Origin of the sequence: Acinetobacter sp. AOR12_HL (assembly GCF_027855275.1) — a bacterium.
Taxonomy (GTDB): domain Bacteria; phylum Pseudomonadota; class Gammaproteobacteria; order Pseudomonadales; family Moraxellaceae; genus Acinetobacter; species Acinetobacter baumannii.
The window spans coordinates 17,613-37,072 of record NZ_JAKTIJ010000025.1; the positions used below are offsets into that span (position 1 = coordinate 17,613).

The following is a 19,460-nucleotide window of genomic DNA, read 5'->3' on the forward strand; positions in this document are numbered from 1 at the left end:
TCAACCTCACTTGAGAGTGAACGTCAAAAGTGGTTCTTCTGACGTTGGAGAGTTATCAAAGCGAAGGTTTTACATTTGAAAATATTGTATTTTGTATACGGTATTAATCAAAAGAAAACCTTAACTTATATGTGTTTAAGCAAACGATCCCTAAGCTTCATCGTCATTTTTAATCAGTGCTTTTGGTAAACCTGAGCGTATACCCCAGTAGTAGCAACCAAGAGAAATCACCATGACGAATAAGGTGTCGAAAGGCGCTGCCAATAGGTGTGATGCGCCATCACCGAAGCTGCCAAGGTAAGAGGCAAGAATCATTAAAATGTAGTAAACAAGGAGCCATGTTGATGACTTTAACTGTTGGGCTAAGCTGACTTCTTGGGTTGGCACGTAGCGCTTAAAAATGACATAGAGTGCAAACAACACGATTTGTGCGCCTAATAACCATGAAATGACATTCCAGCCAGACCAATACACAATAAAAGACGCAATGACAAAAGCGAGCGGCCCGAGAACAGTAAATCCTTTTACATAGAATGGACGTTCAAGCTCCGGAGCATTACGGCGTAAAGCACCCACTGTGACAGGAGCAAGGGCATAACTTAAAACTAAAGCTGCCGAAACTACGGAAATTAATTTATCCCAAGATGGAAACGGCATGGTCCAAAATACTGAAAGTGCAAACGTTAACCATAACGCATAACGAGGAATACCTGATTTTGGATCTACACGCGTAAAAATACGGAAGAATGTATTACTGTTTGACCATGCATAAATGACACGTGGAGTTGCAGCCATATAGATATTGCCGCAGCCAGACGGAGAAATAATGGCATCTGAAACAACTAACAGTGCTAACCATCCCAAACCTAATAACATGGCAATGTCACGGTAAGGTAATGGGAACTTGTCACTAAGTCCTGACCAGCCATTTGCTAACATATCGGTAGGTACTGCACCTAAGAAAGCAACTTGAAGCACTACATAAATAACCGTTGCCAAAACGACAGATAAGATGAGTGCAAAAGGAATCGTAAATTGAGGACGTTTTACTTCACTTGCTACCGAAATAATCGGCGTTAGACCCAAATACGCAAAAATAATACCGCCAGCAGATACGGCACCTTGTACGCCGTGAGCGCCCATTGGGGCAAACTCGGTCATTGAAAAGTTTGCAGGTTTAAAATGGTATAGAAGAGCAACCATGACTAAAACGGGAACAGCAAATTTCAATGCACTAATCAGGTTGTTGGCAATTGCAAAGGTTTTTACGCTGTAATAGTTCAATGCAAAAAATACGCATAAAAGTGCAAACTGAAACAACCATCCAATGGTAGTTGGAGTTCGAACACCATCATGTACGGCGGTAAGAGAAGGGAACCATGCGGCTGCATATTCGCGGGCAGCGACGACTTCAATTGCAATTAAACTTGAAAAGGCAATGACGGTCACAGAACCCAATAAATATCCTTGTAATGGGCCATGTGAAAATACGGGATAACGGATAATACCGCCTGCTCGGGGTAAGGCTGCGCCTAACTCACAATAAATAATTCCCAGAATTAAAACGGCAAAGCCCCCAATAATCCATGACAATATACCCGCAGGGCCGGCTTGAGAGGCCACATGACTTGCTGAAAATAACCATCCTGAACCGAAAATGGCGCCTAAGCCAATGAATGTAAGATCCATTAGAGATAACTGTTTTTTAAACTGACTTGTCATTACGTTTTCCTTAACGACAGAACTATTGTTCTTTCATATATCGTATACGATATATGGTTATTGGTAAATAGGGGAATTTTTATTCTATTTATGGGCAATGAATGATTTAAATACTATGTAAATATTTGTTTTTAATTGATTTTAAATAGATTAAATTTCAAGTAAATAACTTGAAAACCAAATATTTTTTATAAAAAATTGGCAAAGGTTTGTGATTTTATTTGCTCAAAAGAACAATTCTTCAATATTGGTTGAGTCATTTACCATTTAAATTAATGGAAAATTCAATTTTTTAAAAAGGCTGTATTAGCAATTGATTGTGTTGTTTTTAGGCAATGAACCATTTATTTTCAGTGCTTTATAGATGGCTTAATGATAATTTTAGAGCTATCCGAAAGGACACAATAATGACGAACATACGAATAATAATGAATCGAAGGTAGGACCACGTGTTTATTAGTGTATTTGATCTTTTTAAAATTGGCATCGGCCCATCTAGCTCCCATACAGTTGGACCCATGCGAGCGGCATACAGTTTTGTGGATGATTTATTGAAGCAAAACGATTTACAAGCAACGGTTAGAGTTCAGGTGAAGTTATACGGTTCGCTGTCGGCAACCGGTGTTGGTCATGCGACAGATAAGGCTGTTCTGTTAGGTTTAATGGGTTTTGACCCTGAACATATTGATACTCAAGTAAGTACAAGCTTGATTGAAGATGTTCTTGAAAATAAAGCCATCCAGCTTAATCAGCAAAAGAGTATTTCTTTTGACTATAAGCATGATGTGCTTTTTTTAGATGAATCTTTGCCTTATCACCCCAATGCAATGGAACTGATTGCGTATAACGGGGCTCAAGAAATTTTATATGCAGAAACTTACTATTCGGTTGGTGGTGGTTTTATTGTTAGCCAAAGGCAATTAGCAACAACTCAAACTGAAACTAACGACGTTAAGGTTCCATATCCGTTTCACAGTGCGGCTGAACTTTTAAGCTTATGTAGAACTCATCATTTATCAGTTAGCGAGTTAATGCTTGAAAATGAAAAAAGCTGGCGGAGTGAAGCTGAGATTCGTAGCAAGATTATGGAAATCTGGAAAGTGATGCAGCAATGTATTCACAACGGATTAATTAATGAAGGCATATTACCGGGCGGATTAAACGTAAAACGTCGGGCTAAAAAAATTCACGATAAGTTATTAAATAAGAAAAACTCAAACCTGATTGTGACGACTTTTCATGCGATGGAATGGGTCAATTTATTTGCCTTAGCGGTAAATGAAGAAAATGCTGCTGGAGGTCGAGTGGTGACGGCACCCACAAATGGGGCCGCAGGAATTATTCCGGCAGTTTTATATTACTACGTGACTTTCTCTAAAGACTTTTCCGAAGATAAAGTGGTTCGTTTCTTTTTAAGTGCGGCAGCCGTTGGCATTTTATGTAAACTCAATGCTTCTATTTCTGGTGCAGAAGTAGGGTGTCAGGGAGAAGTCGGCTCGGCATGTGCGATGGCTTCGGCAGGTTTAGCCGAAATCTTAGGTGCCTCACCTGAGCAAGTGGAGCATGCGGCTGAAATTGGGCTTGAACATAATTTAGGGTTAACGTGTGACCCGATTGGTGGTTTGGTTCAGGTGCCTTGCATTGAACGAAATGCAATTGCAGCCGTAAAAGCCATTAATGCAGCCCAAATGGCACTTCATGATGACGATGAACACTTTGTCACCCTAGATAAAGTCATTCAGACTATGAAGGAAACAGGTAAAGATATGTCTGAGAAATATAAAGAGACTTCAAAAGGTGGTCTCGCTGTTAACGCAATTGAGTGCTAAAAAAATGAGATGGGGACGAGGTGACCCCATCTCATTTTAAACATTAAGCCTCGCGAGCAACTAAGGTTAAAATGTCGTAAGTTGCGACAAGTTCACCACGTTGGTTTTTGACTTTAATATCCCATACCACAACGCCATGCGCAGGTTGAGACGGGTCTTTTTGTGGTTTAGGTGTTTTTTGTTTACAGGTGAGTTCAACTTGGATTGAGTCACCAATTTTAACCGGTTCAACAAAACGTAAGTTGTCCATACCATAATTGGCAATCACAGGACCTTGTGCTGCATCGACAAATAGACCTGCTGCAGCAGACACAATGAAGTAACCGTGTGCCACACGCTCTCCAAAGAAAGACTCGGCCGCTGCGATTTTGTCAGTATGTGCATAGAAGTAGTCACCGCTTAAACAAGCAAAATTGACAATATCTGCTTCGGTGACTGTACGACGCGCTGTTAATAAACGTTCACCAATCACTAACTCATCAAAAGACTTTTTAAATGGATGTACGCGATCTTCATTAACTTTTGAGCCAGCAGTCCATGAGTGGGTAATTTGAGTCAGACTGTTTGGAGAACCCTGAATTGCAGTGCGCTGCATGTAGTGTTTAACGGCGCGAATACCACCTAACTCTTCACCGCCACCTGCACGACCAGGACCGCCGTGTACTAAATGCGGAAGTGGTGAACCATGTCCTGTACTTTCTTTTGCTGACTCTGCATCAAGTACATGCACACGGCCATGCCAAGGCGCAATTTTTTGAATAATCTGCTCAATATTCTCATCGTTATTTTTAACGACAGAAGCCACTAAGCTACCTTCACCACGTGAAACAAGGTCAGCTAGTTCTTCAATGTTTTGATATGGCATGAGTGTACATACCGGACCGAAAGCTTCCGTGGTATGAACATTCGTCGCTTGTAAAGGCTGTTCACACACCAATAAAGTTGGAGCGAAAAAAGCACCTTTTTCAGGATGGTCTGCATTAAATGTAAAACTATCGTTTCCACCAAAAACAATTTTTGCATCTTTGCTGAGTTCGGCAACTTTTTCTGCAACGTCATGTTTTTGTTTAATGCTCGCTAAAGCCCCCATGGTGGTTTCTTCTTTTTGAGGGTCGCCCACCACAACTTTAGCAAGTTTGGCAGTCAGCTTCTCTTGTACAGTCGCTAACAAATTTTCAGGAACGAAAGCGCGACGAATGGCAGTACATTTTTGGCCTGCTTTTGTAGTCATTTCACGGAAGACTTCACGCACAAATAAATCGACAGTCTCTTCATTTGCCTCAGGGCTTAAAATTGCACTGTTTACCGAGTCGGCTTCCATGCTAAATGGAATCGAATATTTATTGAGGTGAGGGTGGTTACGTAGTTTTTGGCCTGTGTAGGCAGAACCTGTAAAGGTCACACAGTCTTGTGGGCCTAACTGTTCTAACAGGTCATAAGTCTGACCGCAAATGAGTTGTAGTGAGCCTTTTGGTAAGACATGTGTTTCCTCAATGGCTTTTACAACTGCTTGAGTTAATTGGGCACCATCGGTTGCTGGTTTCACAATACATGGCACGCCTGCAAGTAGCGTCGGTGCAATCTTTTCAAGCATTCCCCAAATTGGGAAGTTAAAAGCATTAATATGAACGGCAACACCTACTTTAGGGCTTAAAATGTGTTTAGCGCCGAAAGTGCCGTTTTTAGATAATTGAATCCAGCTATCTTCAGTAATAATTTTTTCATCATTGAGTTCACGGCGAACCAGACTTGAATAAGCAAATAATGTCTGGATCCCACCTTCAATATCAATCCACGCATCTTTACGAGTTGCGCCTGTGGCATAAGCAAGTTTGTAGAAGTCTTCCTTACGTTCAAGTAAATGTTGGGCAATTTGTTTTAACGCATTGGCACGTTGGTGAAACGTCCAGTTAGCCAGTTCTGAACCATTCTGTTTGGCATACTGAACAACACGTTTCATATCTATGCCATGACTACTTACGGCATAAATCGATTCACCTGTAATGGCATGATAAACGGTACGTAATTCTTCGTCAGACGAATGCCATGTTCCATAGACATAAGAAGCAAGATGAGGCAGTTGATGCTCAGACTGCTGAAAATCTGTGTCAGTTGAGGTTCCTTCTAGGTGTGCTTGTTCAAGCATGACCAAACTCCTTTTTTATGTGATACATCAATTATAAAAATTGCAAAAATATGATTCATAATTTCAGATTAATTTGTATAAAAGTCAACTTTATTTTGATTTTTAAAAGTAAAAAAGTTTTTTACATTTAACTTAAATTTATTAATTTCAATAGGTTGAATTGTTTTGTTGTTGTGGATTTAATTTGATACTAAAAAATTAGTTGACTTTGTTTTTTGTGTATCGAAAAATAGATTTAAGGGTGATACCTACAGGGAATGAAAGAATGGAAAACAATTACCAGAAATTTGAACAAAATATTGCCAATGAAATTACGATCGAGGCTAAGGATCAAATGCCTGATGCCTACCGCAAAACATTGATTCGTCAAATCGGGCAACATGGCCATTCTGAAATTGTAGGTATGTTGCCTGAAGGAAACTGGATTACTCGTGCGCCAACTTTAAAACGCAAAGCGGTTTTGCTCGCGAAAGTACAAGATGAAGCGGGTCATGGTTTATATCTGTATAGCGCAGCAGAAACTTTAGGTGCTGACCGTGATGACATGATGGAAAAGTTGATTAATGGGAAAATGAAATACTCATCAATCTTTAACTATCCAACTTTGACTTGGGCAGATGTTGCTGCAATTGGTTGGCTTGTCGATGGGGCAGCCATTGTGAACCAAGTTGCGCTTTGCCGTACTTCATATGGGCCATATGCACGTGCGATGGTACGTATTTGTAAAGAAGAAAGTTTCCACCAACGTCAAGGTTTTGAAGCCATGATGGCTTTGGCAAACGGTACACCGGAACAAAAACAGATGGCACAAGATGCAGTGAACCGTTTCTGGTGGCCAGCACTGATGATGTTTGGTCCAAGTGATGAGCACTCTCCAAACAGTGCACAAAGCATGGCGTGGAAAATCAAACGTTTTAGTAACGATGAATTACGTCAAAAGTTTGTCGATAACACCGTACCGCAAGTGTTGCAACTTGGCTTGGAAGTACCGGACCCAGATTTAAAGTTCAATGAAGAAACAGGCCACTATGAGTTTGGTGAGATTGACTGGCACGAATTTAATGAAGTGATTGCCGGACGTGGACCATGTAATCACGAGCGTATCGAAGCACGCCGTAAAGCATGGGAAAACGGCAAATGGGTTCGTGATGCAGCAGTAGTCTACGCGAAAAAACAGCAGCTTGAAGCGAACAAAGTGGCTTAACAAGATTTATGGAAAAATTTGAGGAAATCAAAATGGAAGATAAAAACAACTGGTCGCTCTACGAAGTATTTGTACGTAGTAAACAAGGCTTAAGCCACCGTCATGTAGGCAGCTTAAGAGCACCTGATGATGAAATTGCACTGCAACATGCTCGTGATGTTTACACGCGTCGTAATGAAGGAATTAGCATTTGGGTAGTTCGTTCAGAACTGATTAAGTCATCACAGCCAGATGAAAAAGCTGAATTTTTCGATCCTTCTTTAGACAAGGTTTATCGTCATCCGACTTTTTACCATATCCCAGATGGCATTGAGCACATGTAAGGGGAATGGCAAATGAATCATTCAGTTTTATCTAAATTCTTATTACATATTGGCGACAGCCAACTGGTTTTATCTCAGCGTTTGGCTGAATGGTGCGGGCATGCACCTGAGCTTGAAATTGATATTGCCTTAGCCAATATCGGCTTGGACTTGTTAGGTCAAGCAAGAAACTTTCTGACTTTGGCTGGTCAATATGATGAAGCTCAACGTGATGAAGACCAACTTGCGTATTTCCGTACAGAACGTGAGTTTTTAAACCTATTGTTGTGTGAACAACCCAATGGTGACTTTGCACAAACGATTGTACGCCAGTGGTTGATGGACCATTACCATCTTCATTTATTTACGGCTTTAGCGCAAAGCTCACTTCCTGAATTAAGCGCGCTTGCTGTGAAATCTTTAAAAGAAGTGAAGTATCACATCCGCTTTTCAACAAGCTGGATGGAACGTTTAAGTTTAAGTACAGATGAAGCACATCAACGTGTGCAAGACGGTTTAAATAATTTATGGCGCTTTACCGCTGAATTATTTGAACTGAGTGCAGACGAAAAAGCATTAGTTGCAGAAGGTGTGATTCCAGATTTTTCAAATGAAAAAGAACAATGGAACCAAACCATTGCAGATGAGCTTAAGCGTTTTGAATTAAATGTTGCTGTGAACGGTGCTTATCGCCGTGGTGCGAAACAAGGATTGCATACCGAGCATTTGGGTTATTTGTTGGCTGAAATGCAATGTATTCAAAGAACTTATCCGGGAATGACCTGGTAAGACAAGGAGGTGAGCCATGCAAATGATTCGTCATTGCATCGACCAGTGTTGGGACGTTCTACAAACGGTAAGTGACCCTGAAATTCCGGTTTTATCGGTTGTCGATTTGGGCATGATTCGCGGTGTAGAGATTAACGATCAACAAGAAATTATTGTTCGTCTAACTCCAACATATAGCGGTTGCCCAGCAACAGATATGCTCAAAACACAAATTGTTGAGGCATTTACCGCAGAAGCTTTGACACCGGTCAAAGTCATGGTCGATTTATCAGAAGCATGGACCACGGACTGGATGTCTGAAGCAGGGAAAAAGAAACTGCAAGTTTATGGCATTGCACCACCTGAAGGGTTGGCGCATCAGTGTGGAACTCACGTTCATTTAAATGATGGTGTCGAGTGCCCACGTTGCAAAAGCCGACATACCCGACTGTTAACAGAGTTTAGTTCTACCGCCTGTAAAGCACTTTATAAATGTCAGGACTGTCTTGAGCCTTTTGATTACTTCAAATGTATTTAAGTCTTTAGATAAGGAAATCAGCCATGAGCCAATTTGTACCATTAAAAGTAAAAAGTATTACGCCGCAAACCGATCAGGCAATTTGTATTGCATTTGACGTTGTACCTGAACAACAAGAACAATTTCAATTTCAACCGGGGCAACATTTAACCATTCGCCATTTAACTGAAGCGGGTGAAATCCGCCGTTGCTATTCAATTTGCAGCTATGCGGGCAAAGAAGACATCAGTATTGCGGTTAAAAAAATTGATCAGGGTCAATTTTCAAACTGGGCCAATGACCATTTAAAAGTGGGCGATGTGCTTGAAGTCATGCCACCACAAGGTGTGTTTTTTCAAAAAGCAGCCAAGATGGGCGGACAAAACTATTTAGGCGTTGCGGCAGGCAGTGGTATCACGCCAATTCTATCAATTATTAAACAAGTTTTATTTGAACAACCTGAAGCTAATTTTACCTTGCTCTATGGCAATCGCTCATGGAAACAAACCATGTTTGCCGAGCAAATTATGGATTTGAAAGATCAGTTTAAAGAACGCTTTCAACTCATCAATATTTTTTCTCGTGAGTTCAACGATAGTGAACTGATGAACGGTCGTATTGATGCAGAAAAGCTTAAGCAACTTTTTGATTTTGAAGTGCTTGAAACAAACTTTGACCATGTGTTTGCCTGCGGCCCAGACGAAATGATGAATGCCGTAGAAAATACATTGCCAAACTTTGGTATTGCCAAAGAGCGCATTCACACTGAACGTTTCCATACAGGGCAAGCGCGTAAACGTAGTGTTGAAGCGGATGCAAACCGTAAAGAAGAAAAAGTAAACATCATTTTAGATGGTCGTGAGCTGATTGTTTCTGTGGCTCAAGATGATGAAAGTATTCTTGATGCGGCTTTACGTGCGGGTGCCGACTTACCGTATGCATGTAAAGGTGGAGTGTGTGCGACCTGTCGTTGTAAGGTGCTTTCTGGCGAAGTCGACATGTTCCTTAACTATAGTCTTGAAGAAGATGAAGTTGAAAAGGGTTATGTGCTGAGCTGTCAGACCTTACCAAAAGGCTCAAATGTTCGCTTGAGTTTTGATGAATAGAGGCTGTCATGCAAGAGTTAATCAAAGCCAGCACAGCAACTGACGGTGTTTTGTTATTAACCTTAAACCGTCCAGAAAAAAGAAATGCTTTAAACAATGCAACATTGCAGTGTTTATGCGAGTTGCTCGAAGAAGCTGAGCACAATGCTCAAGTCAAAGCGGTAGTTTTAACAGGTAACGCTCAATGTTTTGCGGCTGGAGCAGATCTTAGCGAATTGGCTGCAATGGACGCCGTGTCTTTGCAACTCGATATTCGCCCGAAGCTTTGGCAAAAAATTGATGCGTTTAGTAAGCCACTGATTACAGCAGTGAATGGCTATGCCTTAGGCGCTGGGTTTGAGTTGGTTTTGCATTCAGATATGGTGATTTGCGGTGAAAATGCCCGATTCGCTTTACCTGAAATTGGCCTTGGGATGTTGCCGGGTGCAGGCGGAACACAGCGTTTAGCACGCTTGGTTGGACAACAACTCACCATGCGCTGGAGTATGACAGGTGAGATGATTTCGGCAAAACAAGCCGAGCAACATGGCATTTGCAGTCAAGTGGTTCCGACCGAATTAACCGTTGAATATGCGGTTCAACTTGCAGCCAAAATTGCCAAACAAGCGCCTTTAGCGATTCGCGTGATTAAACAATCAATTAAAAGTATTCATGAAACAACACTAAGTCAGGGACTCAAGTTTGAACGTCAAAACTTTGTCTGGCTGGCGGCTACAAAAGATCGAAACGAAGGGATTAATGCTTTCTTTGAGAAAAGAAAGCCAGTGTTTAGAGGTGAGTGATGGACTATCAAAATATTATTGCTGAAGAAAAAAATGGTGTTGGCTACCTGACATTTAACCGCCCAAAAGCACTGAATAGCTTTAACGTTGATATGCACCGTGAAGTGGCTGAGGTTTTAAACCTGTGGACTAAAAATCCAGATGTTCGATGTGTTGTGATTAGTGGCGAAGGCCGTGGCTTCTGTGCAGGGCAAGACTTAGGTGATCGTGTAGTAGACCCAAACGCTGAAGCTCCAGATTTAGGATATTCCATTGAAACTTACTATAACCCGCTCATTAAAACGATTGTAAATATGCCAAAGCCTGTCATTTGCGCCGTAAATGGTGTGGCAGCAGGTGCAGGGGCAAATATTGCACTGGCTTGTGACTTGGTGATTGCAGCTAAATCGGCAAACTTCGTACAAGCATTTTGCCGCTTAGGTTTGGTTCCAGACTCTGCGGGTACATGGTTTTTACCACGTGCTGTAGGTCATGCGCGTGCGATGGGATTGGCTTTGTTAGGTGACAAGTTACCGGCAGAAACCGCAAAAGAATGGGGCATGATTTGGGATGTGGTTGAAGACGCCGAGCTTAAAACAAAAGTGACTGAACTCGCTGAACGTTTAGCGAAACAGCCTACATTTGGTCTATCTCTCATTAAAAAAGCCATTCATCAATCAAGCAATAACACTTTTGATGAGCAAATGCTGTTAGAGCGAGATTTACAACGTATTGCGGGTCGTTCCGAAGATTATCGTGAAGGGGTACAAGCCTTTATGAATAAACGTGAACCAAATTTTAAAGGGCGCTAAGTATGACAGATTTAGACTTATCTCGTGCCCGAATTGCCGTTATTGGTTCTGGCACCATGGGCATCGGCATTGCCCAGTTAGCCATCGTCAATGGGCACTCGACCGTTTTATATGATCTGGACGCTCAAAAAGCGCAACAAGCCGTTCACGGCTTAGGGCAGACATTTAAAAAGCTGGTTGAAAAGAGCAAGCTCACACAACAGCAAGCGGATGAAGCTTTAGCGCGTTTAAAGGTGGTCAATCAAATTGAAGCTTTAAGTGAGGCTGACTTAGTCATTGAAGCAGTGGTTGAGAAAAAAGAAGTTAAACAGTCTTTATTTAAACAGCTCGCTGAAATTTGTAGTGCGCAAACCATTTTTGCAAGCAATACATCTTCAATTTCAGTGACTGCAATTTCGGCTGGCATTGCTCACCCTGAGCGTGTGGTCGGCTTACACTTTTTTAACCCTGCGCCAGTCATGAAACTGGTTGAAATTGTGCAAGGCTTAAAAACCCCAAATAGCTTATGTTTGGCTCTAAAAAACTTGATGTTGAATTGGAAAAAAATTCCTGTACTCACCAAGTCGACTCCCGGTTTTATTGTTAACCGAATTGCACGGCCGTTTTATGCAGAAGGCTTTAGAGCACTGCAAGAACAAGTCACCAGCTACGACCAGCTAGACTATGCTTTAAAGCAATGTGGTGGTTTTGCGATGGGACCGTGTGAACTTACCGACCTTATTGGGCAAGATGTTAACTTTTCGGTGACCCAAAGCGTTTACCAAGAGTTTTTTTACGAACCACGCTACCGTCCAAGCCTCATTCAAAAAGAATTGGTCGATGCAGGTACTTGGGGCCGTAAGTCAAAACAGGGCTTTTATCGCTATAACGAAAAAAATCAATACGAGACATTTCAGCCTCAAGCTGTGGTTGCCAAGCCAGTTGATGCACATATTCAGCTAAAAGGGACTTGGTCTCAGCTACCTGCTTTTTTAACGCGTTTGGGTTTAAAAAGCGGATCTGCGAGTGATGACAATATTCTTCAAATTGATGATATCGATTTACGTTTAAGCCAAGGGGAGTCAGCCAATATTCATTACCTAAGCCGTAAAGTGGTTTTAATGGATTGGCATCATGATTTTGAGCAGGCGGAGGCTTTAGTACTCAGTCATAACGAGCTTTGTGAAGCAAGTGATCTGGCTAAAGTTGAGGCTTACTTTGCACAGTTTGGTATCAGCGTGATGTGGATTAAAGACCATCCGGCACTGTTAACCTTACGCACCATCGCTTTACTCATTAATGAAGCCTGTGAAGCAAGTTTACATGGTGTTGCGAGTCTGGAAGATATTGATAATGCCATGAAATATGGAGTGAATTATCCTAAAGGCCCTTACCAGTGGTTGACACAAATGGGCGGCGCTTATGTCCTCCAAACCTTAAATAACTTATATGCACTGTATGGAGAGGAAAAATATCGCGCGAGTATCTACCTCAAGCAATATGTAGCGAAAACTCAAAACATTGCTACTCAATATTCACGTGATATGACCGAATTTGCATAATCAGGAGTCAACATGGAAGACGTTTTAATTTGCGATTTTATTCGTACCCCAATTGGACGATATGCAGGTGCCCTAAGTGCTGTACGTGCAGATGATTTAGCTGCATTGCCCATCAAATATTTAAAAGATAAACACCCGAACCTACCGTGGAATACGGTAGACGAAGTGTTTTTAGGATGTGCCAACCAAGCAGGTGAAGACAACCGTAACGTTGCACGTATGGCAACACTGTTAGCAGGCTTACCTGATACAGTGCCAGCCATGACCGTCAATCGCTTATGTGCTTCGGGTTTAGATGCAGTAGGCCTTGCAGCACGCTCAATTAAAGCTGGTGAAGCACAATTTGTGTTGGCAGGTGGTGTTGAGTCAATGAGCCGTGCGCCATTTGTACAGGCTAAACCGACCGAAGCGTTTAGCCGTACACCTGAAATTTATGATACCACCATTGGCTGGCGCTTTGTAAATAAGCAGCTTAAAGCGCAATACGGCACCGACAGCATGCCTGAAACTGCCGAAAATGTAGCTGAAAAGTATCAAATTAGTCGTGAAGACCAAGATGCTTTTGCATTACGTAGCCAACAAAAAACCGCTGCTGCACAACAAAACGGTTTCTTTAACGACGAGATATTGCCTGTCGAGCTTGTAGACCGTAAGAAAAACGTGGTTGTGGTGAACCGCGATGAACATCCGCGTGAAACGACACTTGAAGCACTCGCAAAACTAAAAGCGCCTTTTAAAAAAGAAGGCGGTTCGGTGACTGCCGGAAATGCCTCTGGTGTAAATGATGGCGCTGCTTGTGTGTTAATTACCAACCGTGAATTTGCAGATACACATGGTTTAAAACCTTTAGCACGTGTGATAGGCATTGCAAGTGCAGGGGTTGAACCCAAATATATGGGTATAGGTCCTGTTCCGGCTGTACAGAAAATTTTAAAGCAAACAGGTTTAACGCTAGATCAGATGGATGTGATTGAGCTGAATGAAGCATTCGCAGCCCAATCTTTGGCTTGTATGCGTGAACTTGGTCTAAAAGATGACGATGAACGCGTTAACCCAAATGGTGGTGCGATTGCGTTAGGCCATCCGCTCGGTATGAGTGGTACACGTTTAGTCATTACCGCAACACGTGAGCTAAAAAAACGCGGTGGACGCTATGCACTTTGCACGATGTGTGTAGGTGTTGGACAAGGTGTTGCACTGATTTTGGAAAACTTAAATTAATTCAGACGGTTTTTAAAATTACATAATGAGGAGAGAGGCGATGGACAGCCTTACAATGGATAATGTTGAGCAATTAACACTTGCAGAGCTTAGAGAGCTGCAAACGAAACGGTTAAAGCAAACCCTGACTTTTGTATATGAAAATAGTCCGGTCTATAAGAAAAAGTTCGATGAAGCAGGTGTGCATCCTGATGACTTCGTGACTTTAGACGATCTGGCGAAGTTTCCATTTACCACCAAACAGGATTTAAGAGACAACTATCCGTTTGGAATGTTTGCCGTACCGCAAGAACAGATTGTGCGTTTACATGCATCATCGGGTACAACCGGTAAACCGACCGTGGTGGGTTACACCCAAAAAGATATTAACACTTGGTCGGACATTGTTGCGCGTTGCTTACGCATGGCAGGTTTAACCGCGAAAGATATGGTTCAGGTGGCTTATGGCTATGGACTATTTACAGGTGGTCTAGGTGCACATTATGGTGCCGAGCGCTTAGGTGCAACGGTTATTCCAATGTCTGGCGGCCAAACTGAAAAGCAAGTTCAGCTTATTCAAGACTTTAAACCGACTGCAATTATGGTTACGCCATCGTATTGTGTGAGCATTATTGAAAAGCTCGAGCAACAATTTGGTACTGCACGTAATACGTCTTTAAAAGTCGGTATTTTTGGTGCCGAGCCTTGGACCAACGAACTGCGCCGTGAGATTGAAGAACGCCTTAATATTAAAGCACTCGATATTTATGGTTTGTCTGAGGTGATGGGACCGGGTGTTGCGATGCAGTGCTTAGGTGAGGGCGAGGGATTAACCATTTGGGAAGATCATTTCTATCCGGAAATTATTAACCCTGAAACAGGTGAAGTCTGTAAAGATGGCGAACTTGGCGAGCTAGTCTTTACCACCATTACCAAAGAAGGCTTACCGATTATTCGTTACCGTACTCGTGATTTGACCCGCTTACTACCGGGTGAAAATCTGGCAATGCGCAAAATGGATAAAATTGTGGGTCGTAGTGACGACATGCTAATTATTCGCGGCGTGAACGTTTTCCCGACCCAAATTGAAGAGCAAATTTTGCAAGTTCCGCATTTAGTTCCAAATTATGAAATTTTGGTGACTAAAAAAGGCCATATGGATACTTTGCATATCCGTACAGAGATGTGTCATAACTGTACTATACAGGCCAATCAACTTGCTCAGGAGTTGATGAAACGCATTAAAACCATGATTGGGATTAGCGTTACTGTAGAGGTTGTGACAGAAGCGACCTTACCTCGTTCGGAAGGTAAGGCAAAGCGGGTAATCGATATGCGTCAGATTGCTTAACATCAAGATCATTCAGGGTATAGAATCTATACCCTGAAACTAAACGCCAAGATATGAGTATGAGTGCAAAAATACAGCAAATAATTGATTCTGTTGTAAAGAATGAAACCTTAAGTGGAACTTCGCTTATTTCGACAATTTTTGGAGATTCAGTACTTCATCGGGGTGGAAACATTAGTCTTGCAAGCCTGATTCAGTTATTAGAGCTGTTTGGTTTTAATGACCGCGCTGTAAGAACCTCTGTTTTTCGTTTAGTTAAAAATGATTGGTTATGTTCAGACAAAATTGGTAGAACCAGTTTTTATCGAATTACCGATTCGAGCCGTTCGACTTATTTGCAAGCCGAGCAACGCATTTATAACGACCAGATGAAAGAGTGGGATCATTATTGGGATCTTATTCTGATGTCTAGCCTCGACACTGAAAATAAAGCGTTGTTAAAGAAAGAACTCGAATGGTTAGGATTTGCCAATATTTCTACAAACCTAATGGCTTATCCGGGTTGTAACCGTATTGAACTGCAACGCTTGTTGGTTGACTTAAATATGAGTGAGCAAGTGGTGGTGTTTAAAGCTGAAACCTTGCAGCTCTTTAATAACTCGGTTGATACCATTGGGCGTATGCTCAGAACCAACTGGCCTATCGATGAATTACGCCAAAGATATCTACAGTTCCTCGATATTTTTAGAGAAATTGGCGTGTTGCTGATGCAGGAAAACGAACAACTTGAACCTGTTCAGGCCTTTCAAATTCGAACTTTGCTGATTCATTATTATCGACGGATTTTATTGAAAGACCCTGCATTACCGCTTGAATTGTTGCCAACTGACTGGCCCGCGATTAGTGCACGAACGTTATCAATGAATATTTATAAAAAAGTATTTGAACCTGCGGATGAATACTTCTTGTCTGTTGCCGCAACAGCAGAAGGACCAATGCCAAATGCCACAGCACATTATTGGCGCCGTTTCGGAGGTTTGGTGGCGACAAATGAGAGGTTAAATCATGCCTTGTTATAGTATTGACGGTGTTATTCCAGTCGTTAGCCCAGAAGCTTTTGTACACCCAACTGCTGTTTTAATTGGTGATGTGATTATTGAAGCGGGCGTATATGTAGGGCCATTTGCTTCATTGCGTGCCGATTTTGGTCGTATTCATATTAAGCAAAATGCCAATATACAAGATAGCTGCACCGTACATGGCTTTCCGCAAAGCGTGACTTTAGTTGAGGAAATGGGCCACATTGGACATGGGGCAATTTTGCATGGCTGCCGCATTGGAAAAAATGTTTTGGTCGGCATGAACAGTGTAATTTTGGACTATGCCGAAATTGGTGAAAACACTATTATTGGTGCAAATAGTCTGGTCAAAACCAAAGATATTATTCCGGCAAATGTTTTGGCAATGGGCAGTCCTGCCAAGGTTGCGCGTGATTTATCAGAACAAGAAAAAAAATGGAAAACTAGAGGCACGCAAGAATACATGGAGCTTGCACAGCGCTGCTTAAATTCAATGCAAGAAGTTCAGCCTTTAAGCTCAGAGTTGGATGACCGCCTGACCTATAAGGACTTTAGTTCTTCAAACTATCAAATTAAACAAGATAGCGTTTAACGACTCTTAACAAGTCGATTTCAATACATATAGGTTTATAACACTTAAGGAATACTCGCACGAGTAGGGAGACGTTTGTGCAAAAAATGGAAACCACTGCGGTTGATCAGTTCGCAGAGCTTTTGGGTGTACAAGTGCTGCATCGCAGTTTTGATGAAGCGCGTTGCAAGCTTAATGTGAAAGACGAGCACATGAATGCATTGGGCGGCGTGCATGGCGGTGTCATATTTTCTTTAGCCGATATTGCTTTTGCGATGGCTTGTAATGCAGGCGAGGCGCCATATACAGGCCTACAGGCGGATATTCGCTATATGAGCGGTGCGAAAGATAAGGTGTTATTTGCAACGGCAACTAAGGTCGGAAGTAGTAAAAAATTCGCGCATTATGAAGTGGTGATAACAGACGGTTTGAATAATAGAGTCGCTTTATTTACGTCTACCTGTTACAGACTTGCACCGTAAGATAAAGCAAAGCCTGTTAACTCATCTAGTTGCTACCACCATGAGCAGCGATGAACATTTTAACAGCCGATCGACAATAGGATTCGATTTCATTATCGTCCATTGCTCTAGCTTCATCAAAGCGCGCAATCATTAATAGATCAGATCCTTTAAAAAGCGCGGCAAACATTCGCGCAGATTGATGAGGATTAGGCACGTTCAGAAGCTTTTTGGTATGCAACTGACATAGCATGGCTTCGATTTGGGCGATGACATGAGTAGGCCCCGCATCGTAATGAAGCTTGCTTAATGATTTTTGATTTGTTTTGTCGGCTACGATCATAGCCTCGACACTGCGAACATCCGAGCTTAATAATGTACGCAGTAAAGATGAACCGGCTGCCATAAGCTGTTCTTCGGCCGAACCTTCGATTCCTTCAAAAAGATTTTGTGGTGCAAACTGTTGGCATCGGGCCAATATTGCTGCACTGAAAAGGGCTTCCTTGTTCTCAAAGTGCCGATAGATACTAAGCTTCGATATCTTTGCTTTTTGGGCAACTTTGTCCAATGTTGCCGCCTGAAAACCCAATTCTACAAAAAGTTCAAATGCCGTATCAACTATCGTTTTAGCTAATTCTTGATTTACTGGCCGACCGCGCTGACTTCTCTTTTTTTCGCTCACAATAATTATAGTCCTTGACAGTGTCTTAATTACTGAATTACGATACCATAAAGTATCCTAAATGTGCAATCGATTGATAAGATCTTAGCGAGATCCTTCAAAGCTAAATCTCTTCGTGTATATCTAACGCAATGTCGTTCGGTTGGTTAGCACAGTGATGGGTGACTTTCTCTGCAATGCAGAAGTGTATTCATTGCCTGTTACAACTAAATATCTGAGCAAGGTATTGAACATTAGGCATCACCTAACTTCTTGATTTAAATTAGGAGCCTATCACTATGGATGACGTCATCATTATAGGCGGCAGCTTTGCTGGTCTTGCTGCTGCACTGCAACTCGGCCGTGCTCGTCGTAAGGTTACTGTTCTTGATACGGGCCTGCCGCGCAATCGCTTCGCTGGTCATTCTCATGGTTTGCTTGGACATGACCATAAGCCACCGCTGGAAATCTTAGCTGAAGCACGTCGGCAGTTAGAACGCTATCCAACTATTAAGTTGGTCAATGCTCGGGCTGAAAGCATCTCAGGTTCTATCGATAACTTCTCGGTCCTTACAAGCGATGGTAAGACTATGGGCGCACGCCGTCTTATCTTAAGCTATGGTGTGGTCGACCAGATGCCTGATATTTCTGGTTTTGCTGAAAATTGGGGCGCATCCATCGTGCCTTGTCCTTACTGTGACGGTTTTGAAGTTGCTGAACAACATTGGGGACTCATTTGGTCTGGTCCAAAGTCCCATAATTATGTACGTCTATATCATGATTGGACGAGTACATTAACGGTCTTCACCAATGGCCACGAGATTTCTGCTGATATTCTGACAGATCTCGAACGCCGTAATGTAAATGTGGTAGAAGGCCAGATTACCGAAATTGTCCACAACGAAGGGCGTGGTGCAACGGTATGTTTCGATAACCATCAAAATGTCATGGTTGATATTCTATTCGCACATCCAGACACTAAGCCGTCCGCAGGCCTACACGAACCACTAGGTCTTGCAACAGTCGATACACCTTTCGGTATAGCGATTAAGGTTGATGAGCGTCGTGAAACCAGTATGTCTGGTATCTATGCTGCTGGTGATCTCGCTAATCCACTCATGTCTTCAGTTACCGCAGCATCATCGCAGGGTGCAATTGCGGGTATCTCTGCTCAGCAGTCGATGTTGGTTTAAGCGCATATAAATTAGCTCTTATCAGAGATATCTGATCTGGTTCATGTAATTAGATGTCCCTGAATAGGAACGGTGCGAAAGATAAGGTGTTATTTGCAACGGCAACTAAGGTCGGCAGTATTAAAAAGTTCGCGCATTATGAAGTGGTGATAACAGACGGTTTAAATAATAGAGTCGCTTTGTTTACTTCTACGTGTTACAGACTTGCGCCGTGATGTGTGGTTATGAAATTCATTTCATATAAATAAAATAGCTGAATCAACAGATAGTAACATGGCAAGAACTTGCTGTTTATT

The 19,460-nt window shown here is 42.1% G+C and carries 18 protein-coding genes and 1 pseudogene; 16 read left to right on the forward strand and 3 right to left on the reverse strand.

The features are described 5' to 3' along the window. Window positions 1–150: 150 nt before the first annotated feature. A complete protein-coding gene (locus MKL36_RS12725; RefSeq protein WP_000203777.1) occupies window positions 151–1,722 on the reverse strand; it encodes an APC family permease in 1,572 nt (523 codons plus the stop codon). A gap of 449 nt (window positions 1,723–2,171) precedes the next feature. On the opposite strand from MKL36_RS12725, the gene MKL36_RS12730 reads away from it, so the two are divergent. Further along, complete coding sequence (locus MKL36_RS12730; protein ID WP_021510284.1) at window positions 2,172–3,551, forward strand: L-serine ammonia-lyase; 1,380 nt, start codon at window positions 2,172–2,174, stop codon at window positions 3,549–3,551. Between the two features lie 43 nt (window positions 3,552–3,594). Here the strand turns inward: MKL36_RS12730 and paaZ are convergent, their stop codons facing one another. After that, the gene (gene paaZ / locus MKL36_RS12735) at window positions 3,595–5,697 is read right to left on the reverse strand and encodes a phenylacetic acid degradation bifunctional protein PaaZ (protein ID WP_021510285.1); all 2,103 of its coding nucleotides are present in this window, start codon (window positions 5,695–5,697) and stop codon (window positions 3,595–3,597) included. 265 nt (window positions 5,698–5,962) lie between these two features. On the opposite strand from paaZ, the gene paaA reads away from it, so the two are divergent. From paaA to MKL36_RS12800, 13 genes are all read left to right on the forward strand, one after another. Further along, window positions 5,963–6,901 (forward strand): 1,2-phenylacetyl-CoA epoxidase subunit PaaA, encoded by a 939-nt coding sequence (gene paaA, locus MKL36_RS12740; RefSeq protein ID WP_000431128.1) that lies wholly within the window; start codon window positions 5,963–5,965, stop codon window positions 6,899–6,901. Window positions 6,902–6,933: 32 nt separating this feature from the next. Beyond that, a complete protein-coding gene (paaB, locus tag MKL36_RS12745; RefSeq protein WP_000389648.1) occupies window positions 6,934–7,224 on the forward strand; it encodes a 1,2-phenylacetyl-CoA epoxidase subunit PaaB in 291 nt (96 codons plus the stop codon). A gap of 12 nt (window positions 7,225–7,236) precedes the next feature. Then, entirely contained in the window at window positions 7,237–7,992 is a 756-nt protein-coding gene (gene paaC / locus MKL36_RS12750) for a 1,2-phenylacetyl-CoA epoxidase subunit PaaC (RefSeq protein ID WP_001016798.1), read from the forward strand. 16 nt (window positions 7,993–8,008) lie between these two features. Then, window positions 8,009–8,509, forward strand: coding sequence for a 1,2-phenylacetyl-CoA epoxidase subunit PaaD (gene paaD, locus MKL36_RS12755; protein ID WP_001177941.1), 501 nt, complete (start codon window positions 8,009–8,011; stop codon window positions 8,507–8,509). Between the two features lie 23 nt (window positions 8,510–8,532). Continuing rightward, complete coding sequence (gene paaE / locus MKL36_RS12760) at window positions 8,533–9,594, forward strand: 1,2-phenylacetyl-CoA epoxidase subunit PaaE (protein WP_000077460.1); 1,062 nt, start codon at window positions 8,533–8,535, stop codon at window positions 9,592–9,594. Between the two features lie 8 nt (window positions 9,595–9,602). Continuing rightward, the gene (locus MKL36_RS12765) at window positions 9,603–10,376 is read left to right on the forward strand and encodes an enoyl-CoA hydratase-related protein (RefSeq protein WP_021510286.1); all 774 of its coding nucleotides are present in this window, start codon (window positions 9,603–9,605) and stop codon (window positions 10,374–10,376) included. After that, window positions 10,376–11,167: a 2-(1,2-epoxy-1,2-dihydrophenyl)acetyl-CoA isomerase PaaG gene (paaG, locus tag MKL36_RS12770; RefSeq protein ID WP_000386291.1), complete on the forward strand. Its 792-nt coding sequence runs from the start codon at window positions 10,376–10,378 to the stop codon at window positions 11,165–11,167. Before MKL36_RS12765 ends, paaG begins: the two co-directional genes overlap by 1 nt. 2 nt (window positions 11,168–11,169) lie before the next feature. After that, on the forward strand, window positions 11,170–12,708 hold the full coding sequence (locus MKL36_RS12775; protein WP_021510287.1) for a 3-hydroxyacyl-CoA dehydrogenase: 1,539 nt from the start codon (window positions 11,170–11,172) through the stop codon (window positions 12,706–12,708). A 12-nt stretch (window positions 12,709–12,720) separates the two neighbouring features. Further along, complete coding sequence (gene pcaF, locus MKL36_RS12780; RefSeq protein WP_021510288.1) at window positions 12,721–13,929, forward strand: 3-oxoadipyl-CoA thiolase; 1,209 nt, start codon at window positions 12,721–12,723, stop codon at window positions 13,927–13,929. A 40-nt stretch (window positions 13,930–13,969) separates the two neighbouring features. Next, the gene (gene paaK, locus MKL36_RS12785; protein WP_000377856.1) at window positions 13,970–15,259 is read left to right on the forward strand and encodes a phenylacetate--CoA ligase PaaK; all 1,290 of its coding nucleotides are present in this window, start codon (window positions 13,970–13,972) and stop codon (window positions 15,257–15,259) included. A 53-nt stretch (window positions 15,260–15,312) separates the two neighbouring features. Then, entirely contained in the window at window positions 15,313–16,278 is a 966-nt protein-coding gene (gene paaX / locus MKL36_RS12790; protein ID WP_000062822.1) for a phenylacetic acid degradation operon negative regulatory protein PaaX, read from the forward strand. Next, window positions 16,265–16,870, forward strand: coding sequence for a DapH/DapD/GlmU-related protein (locus MKL36_RS12795; RefSeq protein ID WP_021510289.1), 606 nt, complete (start codon window positions 16,265–16,267; stop codon window positions 16,868–16,870). Before paaX ends, MKL36_RS12795 begins: the two co-directional genes overlap by 14 nt. Window positions 16,871–16,947: 77 nt before the next feature. Next, window positions 16,948–17,331, forward strand: a complete 384-nt coding sequence (locus MKL36_RS12800; protein WP_021510290.1) for a PaaI family thioesterase — start codon at window positions 16,948–16,950, stop codon at window positions 17,329–17,331. A 25-nt stretch (window positions 17,332–17,356) separates the two neighbouring features. On the opposite strand, the gene MKL36_RS12805 is transcribed toward MKL36_RS12800, so the two are convergent. Beyond that, on the reverse strand, window positions 17,357–17,992 hold the full coding sequence (locus MKL36_RS12805) for a TetR/AcrR family transcriptional regulator (protein WP_021510291.1): 636 nt from the start codon (window positions 17,990–17,992) through the stop codon (window positions 17,357–17,359). A 278-nt stretch (window positions 17,993–18,270) separates the two neighbouring features. Here MKL36_RS12805 and MKL36_RS12810 point away from each other — a divergent pair, with 278 nt between their 5' ends. Beyond that, window positions 18,271–19,164 (forward strand): NAD(P)/FAD-dependent oxidoreductase, encoded by an 894-nt coding sequence (locus tag MKL36_RS12810; RefSeq protein ID WP_021510292.1) that lies wholly within the window; start codon window positions 18,271–18,273, stop codon window positions 19,162–19,164. Between the two features lie 68 nt (window positions 19,165–19,232). Then, window positions 19,233–19,379 (forward strand): annotated as a pseudogene (locus MKL36_RS12815) (PaaI family thioesterase); the annotation flags it as partial. Between the last annotated feature and the right edge of the window lie 81 nt (window positions 19,380–19,460).

Coding starts and splice junctions, on each gene's coding strand:
- paaG (WP_000386291.1), top strand. CDS start 10,376: ATGGACTATCAAAATATTATTGCTGAAGAAAAAAATGGTGTTGGCTAC.
- MKL36_RS12725 (WP_000203777.1), bottom strand. CDS start 1,722: ATGACAAGTCAGTTTAAAAAACAGTTATCTCTAATGGATCTTACATTC.
- MKL36_RS12795 (WP_021510289.1), top strand. CDS start 16,265: ATGCCTTGTTATAGTATTGACGGTGTTATTCCAGTCGTTAGCCCAGAA.
- MKL36_RS12775 (WP_021510287.1), top strand. CDS start 11,170: ATGACAGATTTAGACTTATCTCGTGCCCGAATTGCCGTTATTGGTTCT.
- paaK (WP_000377856.1), top strand. CDS start 13,970: ATGGACAGCCTTACAATGGATAATGTTGAGCAATTAACACTTGCAGAG.
- MKL36_RS12765 (WP_021510286.1), top strand. CDS start 9,603: ATGCAAGAGTTAATCAAAGCCAGCACAGCAACTGACGGTGTTTTGTTA.
- pcaF (WP_021510288.1), top strand. CDS start 12,721: ATGGAAGACGTTTTAATTTGCGATTTTATTCGTACCCCAATTGGACGA.
- paaZ (WP_021510285.1), bottom strand. CDS start 5,697: ATGCTTGAACAAGCACACCTAGAAGGAACCTCAACTGACACAGATTTT.
- paaB (WP_000389648.1), top strand. CDS start 6,934: ATGGAAGATAAAAACAACTGGTCGCTCTACGAAGTATTTGTACGTAGT.
- paaC (WP_001016798.1), top strand. CDS start 7,237: ATGAATCATTCAGTTTTATCTAAATTCTTATTACATATTGGCGACAGC.
- paaD (WP_001177941.1), top strand. CDS start 8,009: ATGCAAATGATTCGTCATTGCATCGACCAGTGTTGGGACGTTCTACAA.
- paaA (WP_000431128.1), top strand. CDS start 5,963: ATGGAAAACAATTACCAGAAATTTGAACAAAATATTGCCAATGAAATT.
- paaE (WP_000077460.1), top strand. CDS start 8,533: ATGAGCCAATTTGTACCATTAAAAGTAAAAAGTATTACGCCGCAAACC.
- paaX (WP_000062822.1), top strand. CDS start 15,313: ATGAGTATGAGTGCAAAAATACAGCAAATAATTGATTCTGTTGTAAAG.
- MKL36_RS12810 (WP_021510292.1), top strand. CDS start 18,271: ATGGATGACGTCATCATTATAGGCGGCAGCTTTGCTGGTCTTGCTGCT.